Origin of the sequence: Streptomyces glaucescens (assembly GCF_000761215.1) — a bacterium.
GTDB lineage: Bacteria > Actinomycetota > Actinomycetes > Streptomycetales > Streptomycetaceae > Streptomyces > Streptomyces glaucescens_B.
The window spans coordinates 798,567-812,331 of sequence record NZ_CP009438.1; the positions used below are offsets into that span (position 1 = coordinate 798,567).

A 13,765-nucleotide genomic window follows, 5' to 3' on the forward strand; every position below is an offset into this window, starting at 1 on the left:
ATCCCTGCCCCACCCAGTGAAGGAGACGATCCGTGAAACGACGCACCCTCCTGCGCGGCGCGACCGCTCTCGGTGCCGCCGGCCTGGCCGCCGGGGGCGCCCCGCACGCGGCCGCCGCCGCGCCGTCGCCGCGCGGCGACGGCGCACCCTTCCGCGTGCACGTGGTCCTCTTCGACGGCGTCGAGGAGCTCGACCTCTCAGCCCCCTACGAAGTGCTCGCCGCGTCCGACTACTTCACCGACCGCTCGGTCGACGTCCGCTACGTCGCCCTCGACGGCCCCCGCACGGTACGGGCCGCCTTCGGCACCACCCTGCGCGTCGACCACGCGTGGGCGCCGGAGCAGGCGGACCTGCTCGTCGTCCCGGGCGGCGGCTACGCCCGCCGGGACGATCCCGGTGTCTGGGCCGAGATCCGACGCGGCGCGCTGCCCAGGGCCCTGGCGCGGGTGCCTCGCCCGGGGCTCACCATCAGCGCGCTGTGCACCGGCGTGATGCTGCTCTCCGCGGCCGGCCTGACCCGGGGCCGGCCCTGCACCACCCACCACCGGGCACGGCAGGACCTCGAGGAGCAGGGCGGGGTGCTGAAGAACGCCCGGGTCGTCGACGACGGCGACCTGGTCACCGCCGGTGGCGTCACCTCCGGTCTGGACCTCGCCCTGTGGCTGGCCCGCCGTGAACTCGGCGTCGACACCGCGCTCGGCCTGGAGGCCATGCTGGAGTACGAGGCGCGCGGCACCGTCTGGACGGCCCGCCCCCGGCCCGCCTGACGTCCCGGACCCGGGCCCCGGGAGGAGTCCGGGCGCCGGACCGGACACGGTCGCCGTCGGTCCCCCGCCGTGCTCGCCCGTTCCGCCGGTCAGGGTGTGTAGACGGTGGGACGCGGTGCGGCGGGCATGCCGCTGCCGATGAAGAAGCTGGGGTGCGGCGGCTGGTTGTACGCCGTGTTCTGCCAGGCGAGGGCGGTGCGGTACTGGGTGTCGTGGAGCAGGGTGGTGATCCTGGTGCCGGTGTGGTGGGGGGACGCGTAGATGCGCAGGGCCCGGTTGTCGGCGGTCCGCCAGACGACCTCCTCACGCCAGTCGCCGAGGATGTCCCCGGACAGCGCGGGCGTGGCCTTGGTGCCGTTGTTGGAGGAGACGCCGGAGCCGGTGAGCAGGCGGGTGTCGCCGGAGGTGCCGTACTTGTCGATGCGGGTGCCGTCGAGGAGTTCGCGGACCGGGTCGCCGTCCCACCACGACAGGAAGTTCACGCTCGACGGCTCCCTGCCGAGGGAGGCGCCGGCCGCGGAGCGCAGCGTGGTGTCGGCGGCCGACCACGCCTCGGCCCCCGGGCTGCCGGCGTACACGTCGGCGGCGACGCCGCGGCCGTTGTCGGAACCCGAGGCGGTCTGCCACAGGATCCGTCCGGTGCGCGCGTCGGCCATCCACGAACCCGGCTTGGCGGCGTCCTCCGAGACCTTGAAGTACTCGAGGCCCGCGCGCGCGGGGTCGAGGTCGCCGAGGTGGCCCGCGTCGCCGTGCCCCAGCCGGGTCGTCCACAGTCCCGCGCCGTTGTCGTCGACGGTCATCGCGCCGTAGACGATCTCGTCCCTGCCGTCGCCGTCCACGTCCGCCACCGACAGGCTGTGGTTGCCCTGGCCGTCGTAGCCCTTGCCCGCGTTGGTGGAGGAGTTGGTGTCGAAGGTCCAGCGGCGGGTGAACCGGCCGTCCCGCCAGTCCCAGGCGGCGATGACCGTGCGGGTGTAGTAGCCGCGCGCCATGATCAGGGAGGGCCGGGCACCGTCCAGGTACGCGGTGCCGGCCAGGAAGCGGTCGACGCGGTTGCCGTAGGAGTCGCCCCAGGACGAGACGGTGCCGCGGGCGGGGACGTAGTCGACGGTGCCCATGGCCCTTCCGGTCCGGCCGTCGAACATGGTCAGGTACTCGGGGCCGGTCAGGACGTATCCGCTGGAGTTGCGGTGGTCGGCCGACGAGTTGCCGATCACCGCGCCCGTGCCGTCCCGGGTGCCGTCGGCGGTCTTCATGGCGACCTCGGCCTTGCCGTCGCCGTCGTAGTCGTACACCTGGAACTGCGTGTAGTGCGCGCCGGAGCGGATGTTGCGTCCGAGGTCGACGCGCCACAGCCGGGTGCCGTCGAGCTCGATGCCGTCGACGATCGTGTTGCCGGTGTGGCCGGACTGGGAGTTGTCCTTGGCGTTGGTCGGCTGCCACTTCAGGACCAGGTCCAGTCTGCCGTCGCCGTCCAGGTCGCCGACGGAGGCGTCGTTCGCCTCGTAGGTGTACGCCACGCCGTCCGGGGTGGTTCCGCCGGACGGCGGGGAGACGGGCACGTCGAGATACCCGGAGCGGAACTGCAGCGCCTGCTCGGAGGCGGGCTGCTCGGTGCCGTTCACCACCGCCCGCACCGTGTACTGCGCCGAGTCGGCGGCGCCGGAGTCGAAGTAGTCGGTCGCACCGGTCAGCGGTGCGGAGTTGAGCCTGGTGGTGCCCCGGTAGACGTTGAACGCCACGTCGTTCGGGTCGGTGGCCAGCCACCGCCAGGACACCAGGTTCCCGCTGCCGGTGTGGACGCTGGTCAGTCCCCGGTCGAGGCGTTCGACCTGCCTGGCGGTGGCGGCGTCCGCGGTGGGCGGCAGTCCGACGAGCGTGGAGACGGCCAGCGCCGCGGCGGCCGTGACACCGCCGATCAGCCTGCCTCTCGCCGTGCGGCCGCGTGGTGTGGTGCGGGGGTGTGCGTCGGTCACGACGACCTCCGGTGTGTGGGGGGTTGAGCGACCGCGGTGCGTGCGGGGAGGGGTGCGGGTGCCGCTGCGCTCGAGTGGGGTGTGGGAACGCTCCCACGGCGTGGAGGGTAGGGGGCGCGTGATACGTCGTCAAGGATTCTGTCGCAATGCGGTGTTCACCGATGTTCGGATGCGTTGCCTCGCCGGAGCGGATCCTCGCCGGTGCCTGCGCCGGCGGCGGACCGCCGGACGAACCGTTCCAAATCGGCGAGGAACCGGCCGGTGTACACCTTCCTGGGCGCGACGACCGCGGTCAGGGTCAGCCGCCACCGCGAACGCTCCAGGTCGTGGTCCACCAGTGAGTGGGTGGCGGCGGGATAGTGCGCGACCGTCAGGGACCGGGCGGGCAGGATGTCGCGGTAGACGGCCTCGGTCTCGGCGACGTCCACGTTGACGTCGTGGCCGGCCAGCACGAGCAGGACCGGCGTTCCGCGCACGGCGCGCAGATCGGCGGTCGCGTCCGACCGGTGGTTCCTGGCGATGAACGACCAGCGCGCCGGGGTCATCCCGTCCGCGTCGCCGACCGCGGCGCGGTACTCGGCGAAGGACGCACCCCGTCGGAGCAGGTCGAGGGTGGTCTGCCTGCGGCGCAGCGCCGCCTGTCGCTCCTGGGCGCTCGCGCCGTCCCGGCGCAGTTCCGCGAGGAGGTTGTAGCGGCCCTGCCGCAGCCAGTTGACGGCCGGGGAGACGGCGATGACGAACTGCAGGCGCCCGTCACGCGCGGCGACCTTGGGCAGGACCCAGCCGGCCTGGCTGGCCCCCCACAGGCCGATGCGGCGGCCGTCGATGTCCGGGCGGCCGCGGGCCCAGGCCACGGCGGCCAGGGTCTCGTCCGCACGGTCCGCCATGCTCTGGTCGAGCCAGTCGCCCTCCGAGCCGCCGGTCCCCGGCTTGTCGAACGACAGCGAGGCGTACCCGGCGCGGGCGAAGGACTCCCACAGCGGCCGGTAGAAGGTCTCGTGCGTGGCGTCGACCGGGCCGTCGCCGTGGACGAAGACGACCAGGCCGAACGGCCCTTCGCCGGTCTCGGGCCGGGCCAGCACCCCCTTGAGCAGCTTCCCGTCGTGCCGCAGCGACACCGTCTCCTCGCGCAGCGCGTAGGTGTTCTGCCACACCACCACCCCCGCGACCCCGGCGGCCGCCAGCAGCACGCCCACCAGCGTCCACACGGTCCACCGCCACCCGCGCCCCCTGGGCCTCCCGGGCGTACGCCGCGTCATCCCCATGGCCACTCCTCCAGATCTATCACTGCAAGAACGATCGTTTCTGGGATGAGCGTATTACACTCGTACGCAAAGGTCGTCCGGCAGTGGGAGGCACATCGTGAACAGCACGCAGGGCGGGACCGGCGGGGCGGGGCACACCGGGCCGGTGGTGCGCAGGGGCGTACCGCGGGGCTGTGAGGAGCAGGTGGCGGCGCTGTACTGGGAGGCGTTCGGCCGCAAGCTGGCCCCGGCGCTCGGTCCGCCCGCCCAGGGGCGGGCGTTCATCGCGGCCCACCTCCGGCACGACCGCGGTGTCGCCGCGCTGGCCGGCGACCGGGTGGTCGCCGTGGCCGGTTACCGTCTGGGCGGCCACGGGCTGACCGGCGGCGGCGTGCGGGACGTGCTGTCCGCCTACGGCCCGCTCCGCGGCCTGCCCAGGCTCGCGGTACTCACCCTGTTCGAGCGGACTCCGGCGGAGGGCGAACTGGTCATGGACGGCATCGCCGTCGAGGCGGCACACCGCGGCACCGGCATCGGCAGCATGCTCCTGCGGGAGATCGCGGCCATCGCGGCCGAGTCCGGCTGCCGGCGCGTCCGCCTGGACGTCATCGACGTCAACCCCCGCGCCCGGGCGCTGTACGAGCGGCACGGCTTCACCGCCACGCACACCGAGCACACTCCGTACCTGCGGCGGCTGCTGGGCTTCGGGGCCGTGACGACCATGCACCGCCCGGTCACCGCGGCGGACGCCACCGCAGCGCGGGAGGCATGATGACACCCGGCACCACCAGCCGCGCCCAGGACCGGGACGACAGGCCGAGCATCCCCACCCGGCTGCTCGTGCACGCCTTGGTCCGCGAGGACGGCACGGTCGACGCCGGCGAGCTGTACACCGTCGCGGGCCTCCTCGGCATGACCGACCAGCAGGTCAGGCTGTGCGTCAAACGCCTGGTCACCGAGGGGCGGTTCACCCAGGAGGGACGCGGCCGCAGAGCGACCCTGCGTGCCGTCGCCGACCTCACCGGTTCGCCGGCGCCCGACGCCGCCTACGTCCGCCACGCCTACCGGCAGGACGCCGGACTCGCCCCCTGGGACGGCACCTGGCACCTGTTCGGCTTCGCCGTCCCCGAGTCGCGCCGCGCCGCCCGGGACGCCCTGCGCGAGCACCTCCTCCACCTCGGAGCCGCGTCCGTCCAGAGCGGCCTGTACGTCACCGCGAACCACGTCACCGAGCACGTCGAGGCCCGGGCCCGTCACCTCGGCGTCCTCGACGCGCTCAGCTGCCTGTCCACCACCGACCTGCGCATCGGCGGTGTGACCGACCCGCGCGCCCTGGCGACCGCGCTGTGGCCGCTGCGGCAGATCGCGGAGCGGCACGAACGGCTCGCCGCCTTCGCCGAATCCCGCCTCAGCCGGCTCACCGGCGGACCGGAGCCGTCGGACGCGGAGCGCCTCACCACGGCCGTGGAGCTGGCCGCTCACTTCACCGAGGCGATGGAGCCCGATCCGCTCCTGCCTCCGGAACTCCTGCCCGAGCCCTGGCCGGGAAGCCGGGCCCGCCGCCTCGCCGCCGCGTGCTGGCGGGCCCTCGGCGAGACCGCGGCCGACGGCGCCCCCGCTCCGCGCCTGTTCGCGCTGTACGCCGAAGCACTTCGCCCGGTGGAGGAGGGCGCGTAGGTCGTGCCCGGCCGGGCGTCCGCTTCCGGCGGCGGCCCGGCCGACGCTCCGTCACCGTTTCGCGCGGCCGATGCGGCCGCCCGTCGCGTCACGCCTGGGACAGGCGCCAAGTCGCCGTGGACGTCGGTCGTCGACGCCGGTCGTCGACGCCGGTCGTGGCGGAGCTTCCGGCGCAGCGGCGCCGCAGCACATCGGCCCCGCGAGACGTGCGTCTCGCGGGGCCGATTCCCCTTCTTCCCCACCGGCCCGGCCGTGACGGGCACTTCCGTGGCTCCGCCCGCCGGTCCGGGAGGTGTCAGCGTCTGCGCGCCCAGCCGGAACCGACCCCGGCGACGTGCAGGGCCAGCGCCGTCAATCCCAGCAGCATCACATTCGTCGAAGAGAACACATCGTTGGTGCCGATCTCCGCCGCGTTGATCAGGAACGCGAAGAAGAACAGCACCGCCGCGACTATGCCGAGCATCAGGAACTCCTCTCACACGGGTGAGACCCGTATGCCCCGCCACCGCCCCCGCAGGCCTGCGGATCGCCGCGCCCAGGGTGAGAAACCCTCACTGAGCTGGTGCGGACACGCCCCCGTGTGGTTATCTGGCTCCATGACCGTGCTCGTGACCCGCCGCCACGTCGATTACGTGCGTGTCACCACCACGGGCTGTTCCGCCGTGAGCTGACCACCCTCCGGCGTCCGACCAGCTTCTTCCCACCGTAACGCGCTGACCGCTGCCCTCTTTCCGGGCGCGTCCCCTCAGCCTGCGGTTCTTTCGCCTTCCCCTTTCCGTACTCCGCGCATCGCCGTACCCGCACAAGGGAGAACCATGAGCCAGCCCATCGACTCCGTCACCGCAGGCCACACCCCCGACGACGAGTCCGCCGGGCCCGACACCTCGGCGTGGTCCTTCGAGACCAGGCAGATCCACGCCGGTGCCACGCCCGACCCGACGACCGGGGCGCGGGCGACGCCGATCTACCAGACGACGTCGTTCGTGTTCCGCGACACCCAGCACGCCGCCGACCTCTTCTCACTGGCCGAGCCCGGCAACATCTACACCCGCATCCACAACCCCACCCAGGACGTCTTCGAGCAGCGGATCGCCGCGCTCGAAGGCGGAGTCGCCGCCGTCGCGCTGTCCTCCGGGCAGGCCGCGGAGACCCTGGCCATCCTCACCCTGGCCGGTTCCGGCGACCACATCGTCTCCAGCACCTCGCTGTACGGCGGCACGTACAACCTGTTCCGGCACACGCTGCCGAGGCTGGGCATCGAGGTCTCCTTCGTCGACGACCCGGACGACGCCGAGGCCTGGCGGGCGGCGATCCGGCCGAACACCAAGGCCCTGTTCGCGGAGACACTGGGCAACCCTCGCGGCAACGTCCTCGATGTGCGCGCGGTGGCGGACGTCGCCCACGCGGCGGGCGTGCCGCTGATCGTGGACAACACCGTGCCGACTCCCTATCTGCTGCGGCCGATCGAGCACGGCGCGGACATCGTCGTGCACTCGGCGACGAAGTTCCTGGGCGGTCACGGCACCGCCATCGCGGGGGTCGTCGTCGACGGCGGCAGCTTCGACTTCGGGGCGCACGCCGACCGGTTCCCCGACTTCAGCGAGCCCGACCCGAGCTACCACGGCCTGCGGTACTGGCCGACGCTCGGCCCGGGCGCGTACGCCGTCAAGCTGCGGGTGCAGCTGCTGCGCGACCTCGGTCCCGCCCTCTCCCCGCACTCCGCCTTCCTGCTCCTGCAGGGCGTGGAGACGCTCAGCCTGCGCATCGAACGGCACTCCGCGAACGCGCAGGCGCTCGCCGAGTGGCTGGAGCAGCGCGACGAGGTCGCCGCCGTCCACTACCCGGGCCTCAGGTCCAGCCGGTGGTACGACGCGGGGCGGAAGTACCTCCCGCGCGGCGCGGGCGCGATCGTCTCCTTCGAGCTGCGGGACGGCATCGAGGCGGGCAAGCGGTTCGTGGACGCCGTGGAGCTGTTCAGCCATCTCGCCAACATCGGTGACGTGCGCAGCCTCATCATCCACCCGGCCTCCACCACCCACAGCCAGCTCGACGAGGAGCAGCTGGCGGCCACCGGCGCCTCGCCCGGCCTGGTGCGCCTCTCGGTCGGCATCGAGAACCTCGCCGACCTCAAGGCGGATCTGGAGGCCGGGTTCCGCGCGGCGAAGGGCGCGTCCTGAACACCGTACCGACGCCGTTCCGGGTCCCCCTCCCGCCGGCCTCCGGGGCCTGGCGGGAGGGGGACCCGCCCGGGCGTCGCCGGTGGTACGAGCACGAGCAGCCCCTCGCGCTGGAGGCAGGCGGCGAACTGCCCGGTGTGCGGCTCGCGTTCGAGACCTGGGGGCGGCTCGCGCCGGACCGGTCCAACGCGGTGCTGGTGCTGCACGCCCTCACCGGCGACAGCCATGTGGCCGGCCCCGCCGGGCCCGGCCACCCCACCCCCGGCTGGTGGGACGGCCTCGTCGGCCCCGGGCGGGCGCTCGACACCGACCGCTGGTTCGTCGTGGCACCGAACGTGCTCGGTGGCTGCCAGGGCAGTACCGGGCCGTCCTCCACACGCCCTTCGGGCCGGCGCTGGGGCGGCGACTTCCCGTTCCTGACCCAGCGTGACCAGGTCGCGGCCGAGGCCGGCCTGGCCGATGCGCTGGGCATCGACCGGTGGGCCCTGGTGGTCGGCGGTTCGATGGGCGGGATGCGAGCCCTGGAGTGGGCGGTCTCGCGTCCCGAGCGGACGGACGCGCTGCTGCTGATCGCCACGGCGGCCGCGGCGAGCGCCGAGCAGATCGCCTGGGCCGGCGTCCAGCTGCACGCCATCCGCTCCGACCCGCACTGGCACGGCGGCCACTACCACGACACCGGCCGGGGCCCGCACGCCGGACTCGGCCTGGCCCGGCGGATCGCCCATGTCACGTACCGCAGCGAGCCGGAGCTCCAGGCCCGGTTCGGCCGTTCGCCCCAGGGCACGGAGGACCCCTGGGACGGCGGCCGGTACCAGGTCGAGTCCTATCTCGACCATCACGCGGCGAAGTTGGCCCGCCGTTTCGACGCGGGCAGTTACGTCGTGCTGTGCGAGGCCATGAACAGCCACGACATCGGCCGCGGGCGCGGTGGCGTGCGGGCCGCCCTGAGCCGGGTGACCGCCCGGACGCTCGTGGCCGGGGTCGGCACCGACCGCCTCTATCCGCCGTCCCAGCAGGCGGAGCTGGCGGCGGGCATCACCACGGCCGATCACCTTCGGCTCATCGAGTCCTCGTACGGTCACGACGGCTTCCTGATCGAGGTGGAGCAGGTCGCCGCACTCGTGGCCGAGCTCCTGCCCGGGGATCCCCCGGCACCGGTGCCGGTGCCGGGGCGTCACCGGCCGCCTCCGCGGCAGATTCCCGGCCCCGGCGGAGATGCCTGAGAGGGCACCCCCGCCCATCGTGGCCTCTTGCCGGCGGGCACGGGGTCCGGCGGGAGTCCACGTGCGTGGTCCGGTGTGGCGTCCGGCGTCTCAGCCGGTGGCCAGCTCGCCGAGCAGCTTCCAGGTGCGGCGCCGGTCGGCCTCACCGCCCAGGTCCGTCGCGGTGAACACCACCTCGGTCGCCCCGGCCTCCCGGTACCGCCGCACCTCGGCGGCGACGGCCTCCTCGTCCCCGATCACGGCCAGGTCGGCGGCGCGGGTGCCCCCGGAGAGCCCGATGACCCGCTGGTAGGAGGGGAACCGCTCGTAGAACGAGAGCGCCTCGGTCGCGGTCTCCCGCACGGCCTCGACGTCACCGGTGACCACGCCGGGCACGAATGCCACGATGCGCGGCGCCGGCCTGCCCGCCGCCTCGGCCGCGGCGGTGACGGCCGGGACGATGTGTTCGGCGAGCGCGCGCGGGCCGGCCAGGTACGGGAGGATGCCGTCCGCGAGTTCGCCCGCGACGCGAAGCGCCTGCGGTCCCATGGCGGCGACCAGGACGGGCACCGGGGGCTCGGCGCCCGGCACCGTCGCCGGCAAGGGGGTGGCGGCGGTCAGCAGCTCCCCGTGGAAGTCGGCGCTGCCCGTCTCGACGAGCTGGCGCAGGGCCGTGAGGAACTCGCGGAGCAGACGGATGGGGCGCTCGTACGGGATGCCGAAACCGGTCTCCGTGAGCTCCTTGGTGCCGAGCGCGAGCCCGAGGTGGTACCGGCCGCCGGTGGCCGCCTGGGCAGTCTGGGCCTGGCTGGACAGGAGCAGCGGATGACGGCCGAAGATGGGGACGGCGGCCGTTCCGACGTGCAGCCCGGGCACTTCCCGGCCGGTGATCGCGGCCAGTGAGGGAGAGTCGTACGAGAAGGTCTGCCCGAACCACGCGGAGCGCAGTCCGGCCGTGTGGGCCTCGCGGGCGAGCTGCACCGTGGTGTCGATCCGGTGCTGATGAGGAAGCGCTAATCCGATGGTCATATCCCGAGCAACCGGCTCGCTCACGACCGGCATTCCTCCTCGCGTGTGACAAGTTCATGGCGCGAAGGGCGGGCCTCCCCGTCACCTCCGGCTCCACTCCTCGGCGAGCAGCTCGTACGATCTCACCCGGTCGGCGTGGTCATGAGTGATCGTCGTGATCAGCAGCTCGTCGGCGCCGGTGGCCTCCTGGAGCTGCGCCAGGCCGTCGGCCACGCGCTGCGGTGAGCCGACGAACTGCGTGTCCACGCGGTCCCGCACCAGCTGCCTGTCCGCCTCGCTCCACTCCAGGGCCCGGGCCTCCTCCGGCGTCGGGAACTCGATGGCACCCTCGGCGGTGCGGATGCTGCGGACCCAGGCCGCGTAGCCGGTGGCGAGCTCGCGGGCCTTGGCGTCGTCCTCCGCCACGACCACGTCCGCGGAGACACTGACGTAGGGCTCGTCGAGGAAGCCGGAGGGCTCGAAGAAGGCGCGGTAGCCGTCCACCGCCTCCAGCACCGTGGCCGGACTGACGTGGTAGTTGGCGGCGAACCGCAGTCCCCGCGCGCCCGCGACCTCGGCGCTCCGGCCGCCGCTGCTGCCCAGGATCCAGATCTCGACGTCGGCGCCCTCACCGGGCACGGCGTGTGCCTCGACGCCCTCCGGGCTCCGGTAGGTGCCGGCCAGCAGGGCGAGGATGTCGTCGATCTGCTCGGCGTAGTCCTGGGACTCGGCGCCGGGCAGCATGAGCAGCTTGCGCTGGAGGGCGATCCGCGGTGAGCCGAGGAGGTGTTCGAAGGAGAAGCGGGGCGGGATGAGCAGGCCGTTCGGGGCCCGGCCGGCCACGACCGGGGTGGCGGCGGCGGGAGCCGCGGCCGGCCGGCCTGGCGGGCGGCCGCCCGAGCGTCCGAGGCCGAGGTCGAAGCGGCCCGGGTGCAGCGCGTCGATCAGTCCGAACTCCTCGACCGTGCTCAGCGCGGTGCGGTGGCCGAGTTGCACGGCGCCGGAACCGAGCCGGATCGTGGAGGTGGCGGAGGCGGTCAGCGCCAGGACGACCGCGGGGGACGTGCCCGCGACGCCCGGGTTGAGGTGGTGTTCGGCGAACCAGTACCGGGCGTACCCGAGGCGCTCGGCCTGCCGCGCCAGGTCGATGGAGTTGCGCAGGGCGTCGGCGGCCGTCGCGCCGGACGGTATCGGCACCAGGTCGAGGACGCCGAGGGGGATGTCAGACATGGGCGGGCTCCTCCTCGGTGCCGGGACCGACCGGTTCCCAGGCGAACGGCGGATCGGGGATGTCGCGGCGCAGCACCGGCGCGACGTCGGACTGGAAGAGTTCGAGCGAGGCGCGGTGCCGGGCGTCCGGCAGCCCGTTCGCGTCCGCCTGCACATGGAGCACCGTGTGCCCGAACCGGTCGTGGTAGCGGTGCACCTTGTCGACGACCTGCTGCGGGCTGCCGATCAGGGCCGAGCTGCGCTCGACGAAGTCCTCCACGGTCTCGAAGACCACCGGCAGGCCGGACTGCCTCTGGTACGCCAGCGTCGACTCGAAGACCGGCCGGTACACCTCGACCGCCTCCTGGGAGGTGCGGGTCACGAGCAGCCCCGCGGTACCGGCGCCGACCGCGATCTTCGCCGGGTCGTGACCGTGGAACTCCCAGCGCTCGCGGTAGTACCCGATCAATGCGGCGTACGGCTCGATGGGATGGGTGACGTTCGCCGAGAACAGCGGGTCGCCGTGGCGGGCGGCCAGGTCCACCGACTCCTTGCTGGTGGCGCTGCCGTGCCAGACCCGGACGGGCCGCTGGTAGGGCCGCGGCCACACCTCGGCGTCCTTCAGCGGCGGCCGGAAGCGGGTCGCCGCGGTCACCTTGTCCTGCCGCCACAGCGCCCGGAAGACCTCGTAGCTCTCGGCGTTGCGGTCCCACTGGTCCTCGGGCGTGACCTGGAACAGCTCGCGCTGGGCGGTGCCGTTGCCCTTGCCGATGATCAGCTCCAGGCGGCCGCGGGAGAGGTGGTCGAGGGTGGCGTAGTCCTCGTAGGCGCGGACCGGGTCCAGGAGACTGAGCGTCGTCACGGCGGTGAACAGCCGGATGCGCCGGGTCAGTGCCGCGATGTGACCGAGGACGACCGTCGGCGAGGAGGAGATGAACGGCCGCTCGTGCCGCTCCCCCACGCCGAAGCCGTCGAAGCCCAGTTCCTCGGCGAGCACGGCGCTGTCGAGCACTTCGCGGAAGCGGTCCTGCGTCGTCTTCCGCACGCCCGTGACCGGGTCCGGGCGGTGCGCGATCAGGGTGATGGCGAGGAACTTCACGACGCCACCCGCTCGTCTTGGACCTCGCCGGCGAAGGCTGCGCCGCCCGGGCGGGGCCGGGAACGGGGGAAGGCCAGTCCGAGGTGGTCGCGCAGGGTCGGGCCCTCGTACTCGGTGCGGAACACGCCCTGTTCCTGGAGCAGGGGCACGACCTTGTCGGCGAACTCGTCCAGGCCGCCCGGGGTGATGTGCGGGACGAGGATGAAGCCGTCGCTCGCGTCGGCCTGCACGAACTCGTTGATGGTGCGGGCCACCGTCTCCGCCGAACCGACGAAGTTCTGCCGGCTGCCGGTCTCGATCACCAGGTCGCGGATCGACCAGTTGTTGGCGGCGGCGAGTTCGCGCCACTCGCGGGCGGTGGCCAGCCGGTCCCTGTACATGCGGACCTGGGCGCGGCCTTCGGCGATGTGGCTGTCGCCCACGTCCGGGTCGATGTCGGGAAGCGGCCCGTCCGGGTCGTACGAGGACAGGTCCCGGTTCCAGACGAACTCCAGGTGCCTGAGCGCGGTGGCGCCGCTGACCTGCCGGCGGCGCACCACCCTGGCCAGCTCCTCCGCCTCGGCGTCCGTGTCCGCGAGCGTGAAGGTGGCGGCGGGCAGGATCAGCAGCTCGTCGCGGCGGCGGCCGTACCGGGCGAGGCGGCCCTTGACGTCCGTGTAGAAGGCCTGCCCCTCCTCCAGGGTGGCGTACCGGCTGAAGATCGCGTCGGCGCTCGACGCGGCGAACTCGCGGCCCTCGTCGGAGTCGCCGGCCTGGAAGATCACCGGGCGGCCCTGCGGGGAGCGCGGGACGTTGAATCGCCCGTGGATGTCGAAGTGCTGCCCGGTGTGGACGAAGGCCCCGGCCTCGGCGTCCCGCAGGAAGGTGCCGGTCTCCCGGTCGGCGAGGATCTCGTCACCGTGCCAGGAGTCGAAGAGTTCGTTCGCCGTGGCCAGGAACTCCTTGGCGCGGGAGTAGCGCTCCTCCTGGGGCAGGAAGCCGCCGCGGCGGAAGTTCTCGCCGGTGAAGGCGTCCCAGGAGGTGACCACGTTCCAGGCGGCACGGCCCCCGGAGAGGTGATCGAGACTGGCGAACTGGCGGGCCACCTCGTAGGGCTCGTTGAAGGTGGAGTTGATGGTGCCGGTCAGGCCGATGTGCTCGGTGACCGCGGCCAGCGCGGCGAGCACGGTGAAGGTGTCGGGACGGCCCACGACGTCCAGGTCGTAGATCTTCCCGCCCTGTTCACGCAGCCTGAGCCCCTCGGCGAGGAACAGGAAGTCGAACTTGGCGCGTTCGGCGGTCCGCGCGAAGTGCGCGAAGGAGCTGAACTCGATGTGGCTGCCGGCCCGCGGGTCGCTCCACACGGTGGTGTTGTTGACGCCGGGGAAGTGGGCGGCCAGGTGGACCTGCTTCAGCGGCTTGCTCAT

The 13,765-nt window shown here is 73.2% G+C and carries 12 protein-coding genes; 5 read left to right on the forward strand and 7 right to left on the reverse strand.

Translation table 11 applies throughout. The annotated features are described in order from the left end of the window. Positions 1-32: 32 nt before the first annotated feature. Entirely contained in the window at positions 33-767 is a 735-nt protein-coding gene (locus SGLAU_RS03455; RefSeq protein ID WP_043498258.1) for a DJ-1/PfpI family protein, read from the forward strand. A gap of 89 nt (positions 768-856) precedes the next feature. On the opposite strand, the gene SGLAU_RS03460 is transcribed toward SGLAU_RS03455, so the two are convergent. Further along, the gene (locus SGLAU_RS03460) at positions 857-2,743 is read right to left on the reverse strand and encodes a rhamnogalacturonan lyase (RefSeq protein WP_043498260.1); all 1,887 of its coding nucleotides are present in this window, start codon (positions 2,741-2,743) and stop codon (positions 857-859) included. Between the two features lie 155 nt (positions 2,744-2,898). Then, entirely contained in the window at positions 2,899-4,002 is a 1,104-nt protein-coding gene (locus SGLAU_RS03465) for a CocE/NonD family hydrolase (protein ID WP_063838863.1), read from the reverse strand. 103 nt (positions 4,003-4,105) lie between these two features. Here SGLAU_RS03465 and SGLAU_RS03470 point away from each other — a divergent pair, with 103 nt between their 5' ends. Together SGLAU_RS03470 and SGLAU_RS03475 are read left to right on the forward strand one after the other, a co-directional pair. Next, complete coding sequence (locus tag SGLAU_RS03470) at positions 4,106-4,759, forward strand: GNAT family N-acetyltransferase (RefSeq protein WP_043498262.1); 654 nt, start codon at positions 4,106-4,108, stop codon at positions 4,757-4,759. Continuing rightward, a complete protein-coding gene (locus SGLAU_RS03475; protein ID WP_244315168.1) occupies positions 4,756-5,664 on the forward strand; it encodes a PaaX family transcriptional regulator C-terminal domain-containing protein in 909 nt (302 codons plus the stop codon). Before SGLAU_RS03470 ends, SGLAU_RS03475 begins: the two co-directional genes overlap by 4 nt. Positions 5,665-5,959: 295 nt before the next feature. Here the strand turns inward: SGLAU_RS03475 and SGLAU_RS35575 are convergent, their stop codons facing one another. Then, positions 5,960-6,127 carry a hypothetical protein gene (locus SGLAU_RS35575; RefSeq protein ID WP_099052758.1) on the reverse strand — a complete coding sequence of 56 codons (168 nt, stop codon included), beginning with the start codon at positions 6,125-6,127 and terminating at the stop codon, positions 5,960-5,962. Between the two features lie 352 nt (positions 6,128-6,479). Here SGLAU_RS35575 and SGLAU_RS03480 point away from each other — a divergent pair, with 352 nt between their 5' ends. Together SGLAU_RS03480 and metX are read left to right on the forward strand one after the other, a co-directional pair. Then, positions 6,480-7,841 (forward strand): bifunctional o-acetylhomoserine/o-acetylserine sulfhydrylase, encoded by a 1,362-nt coding sequence (locus SGLAU_RS03480; protein ID WP_078957572.1) that lies wholly within the window; start codon positions 6,480-6,482, stop codon positions 7,839-7,841. Then, positions 7,838-9,064, forward strand: a complete 1,227-nt coding sequence (gene metX / locus SGLAU_RS03485; RefSeq protein WP_052413593.1) for a homoserine O-acetyltransferase MetX — start codon at positions 7,838-7,840, stop codon at positions 9,062-9,064. Before SGLAU_RS03480 ends, metX begins: the two co-directional genes overlap by 4 nt. A gap of 90 nt (positions 9,065-9,154) precedes the next feature. Here the strand turns inward: metX and SGLAU_RS03490 are convergent, their stop codons facing one another. The 4 genes from SGLAU_RS03490 to SGLAU_RS03505 all read right to left on the reverse strand — a co-directional run bounded on the left by SGLAU_RS03490 (position 9,155) and on the right by SGLAU_RS03505 (position 13,765). Further along, entirely contained in the window at positions 9,155-10,072 is a 918-nt protein-coding gene (locus tag SGLAU_RS03490) for an LLM class F420-dependent oxidoreductase (RefSeq protein WP_043498265.1), read from the reverse strand. Between the two features lie 81 nt (positions 10,073-10,153). Further along, the gene (locus SGLAU_RS03495) at positions 10,154-11,281 is read right to left on the reverse strand and encodes an LLM class flavin-dependent oxidoreductase (RefSeq protein ID WP_043498267.1); all 1,128 of its coding nucleotides are present in this window, start codon (positions 11,279-11,281) and stop codon (positions 10,154-10,156) included. Next, complete coding sequence (locus tag SGLAU_RS03500) at positions 11,274-12,359, reverse strand: LLM class flavin-dependent oxidoreductase (protein WP_043498269.1); 1,086 nt, start codon at positions 12,357-12,359, stop codon at positions 11,274-11,276. Before SGLAU_RS03500 ends, SGLAU_RS03495 begins: the two co-directional genes overlap by 8 nt. Next, positions 12,356-13,765 (reverse strand): NtaA/DmoA family FMN-dependent monooxygenase, encoded by a 1,410-nt coding sequence (locus SGLAU_RS03505; RefSeq protein WP_244315169.1) that lies wholly within the window; start codon positions 13,763-13,765, stop codon positions 12,356-12,358. Before SGLAU_RS03505 ends, SGLAU_RS03500 begins: the two co-directional genes overlap by 4 nt.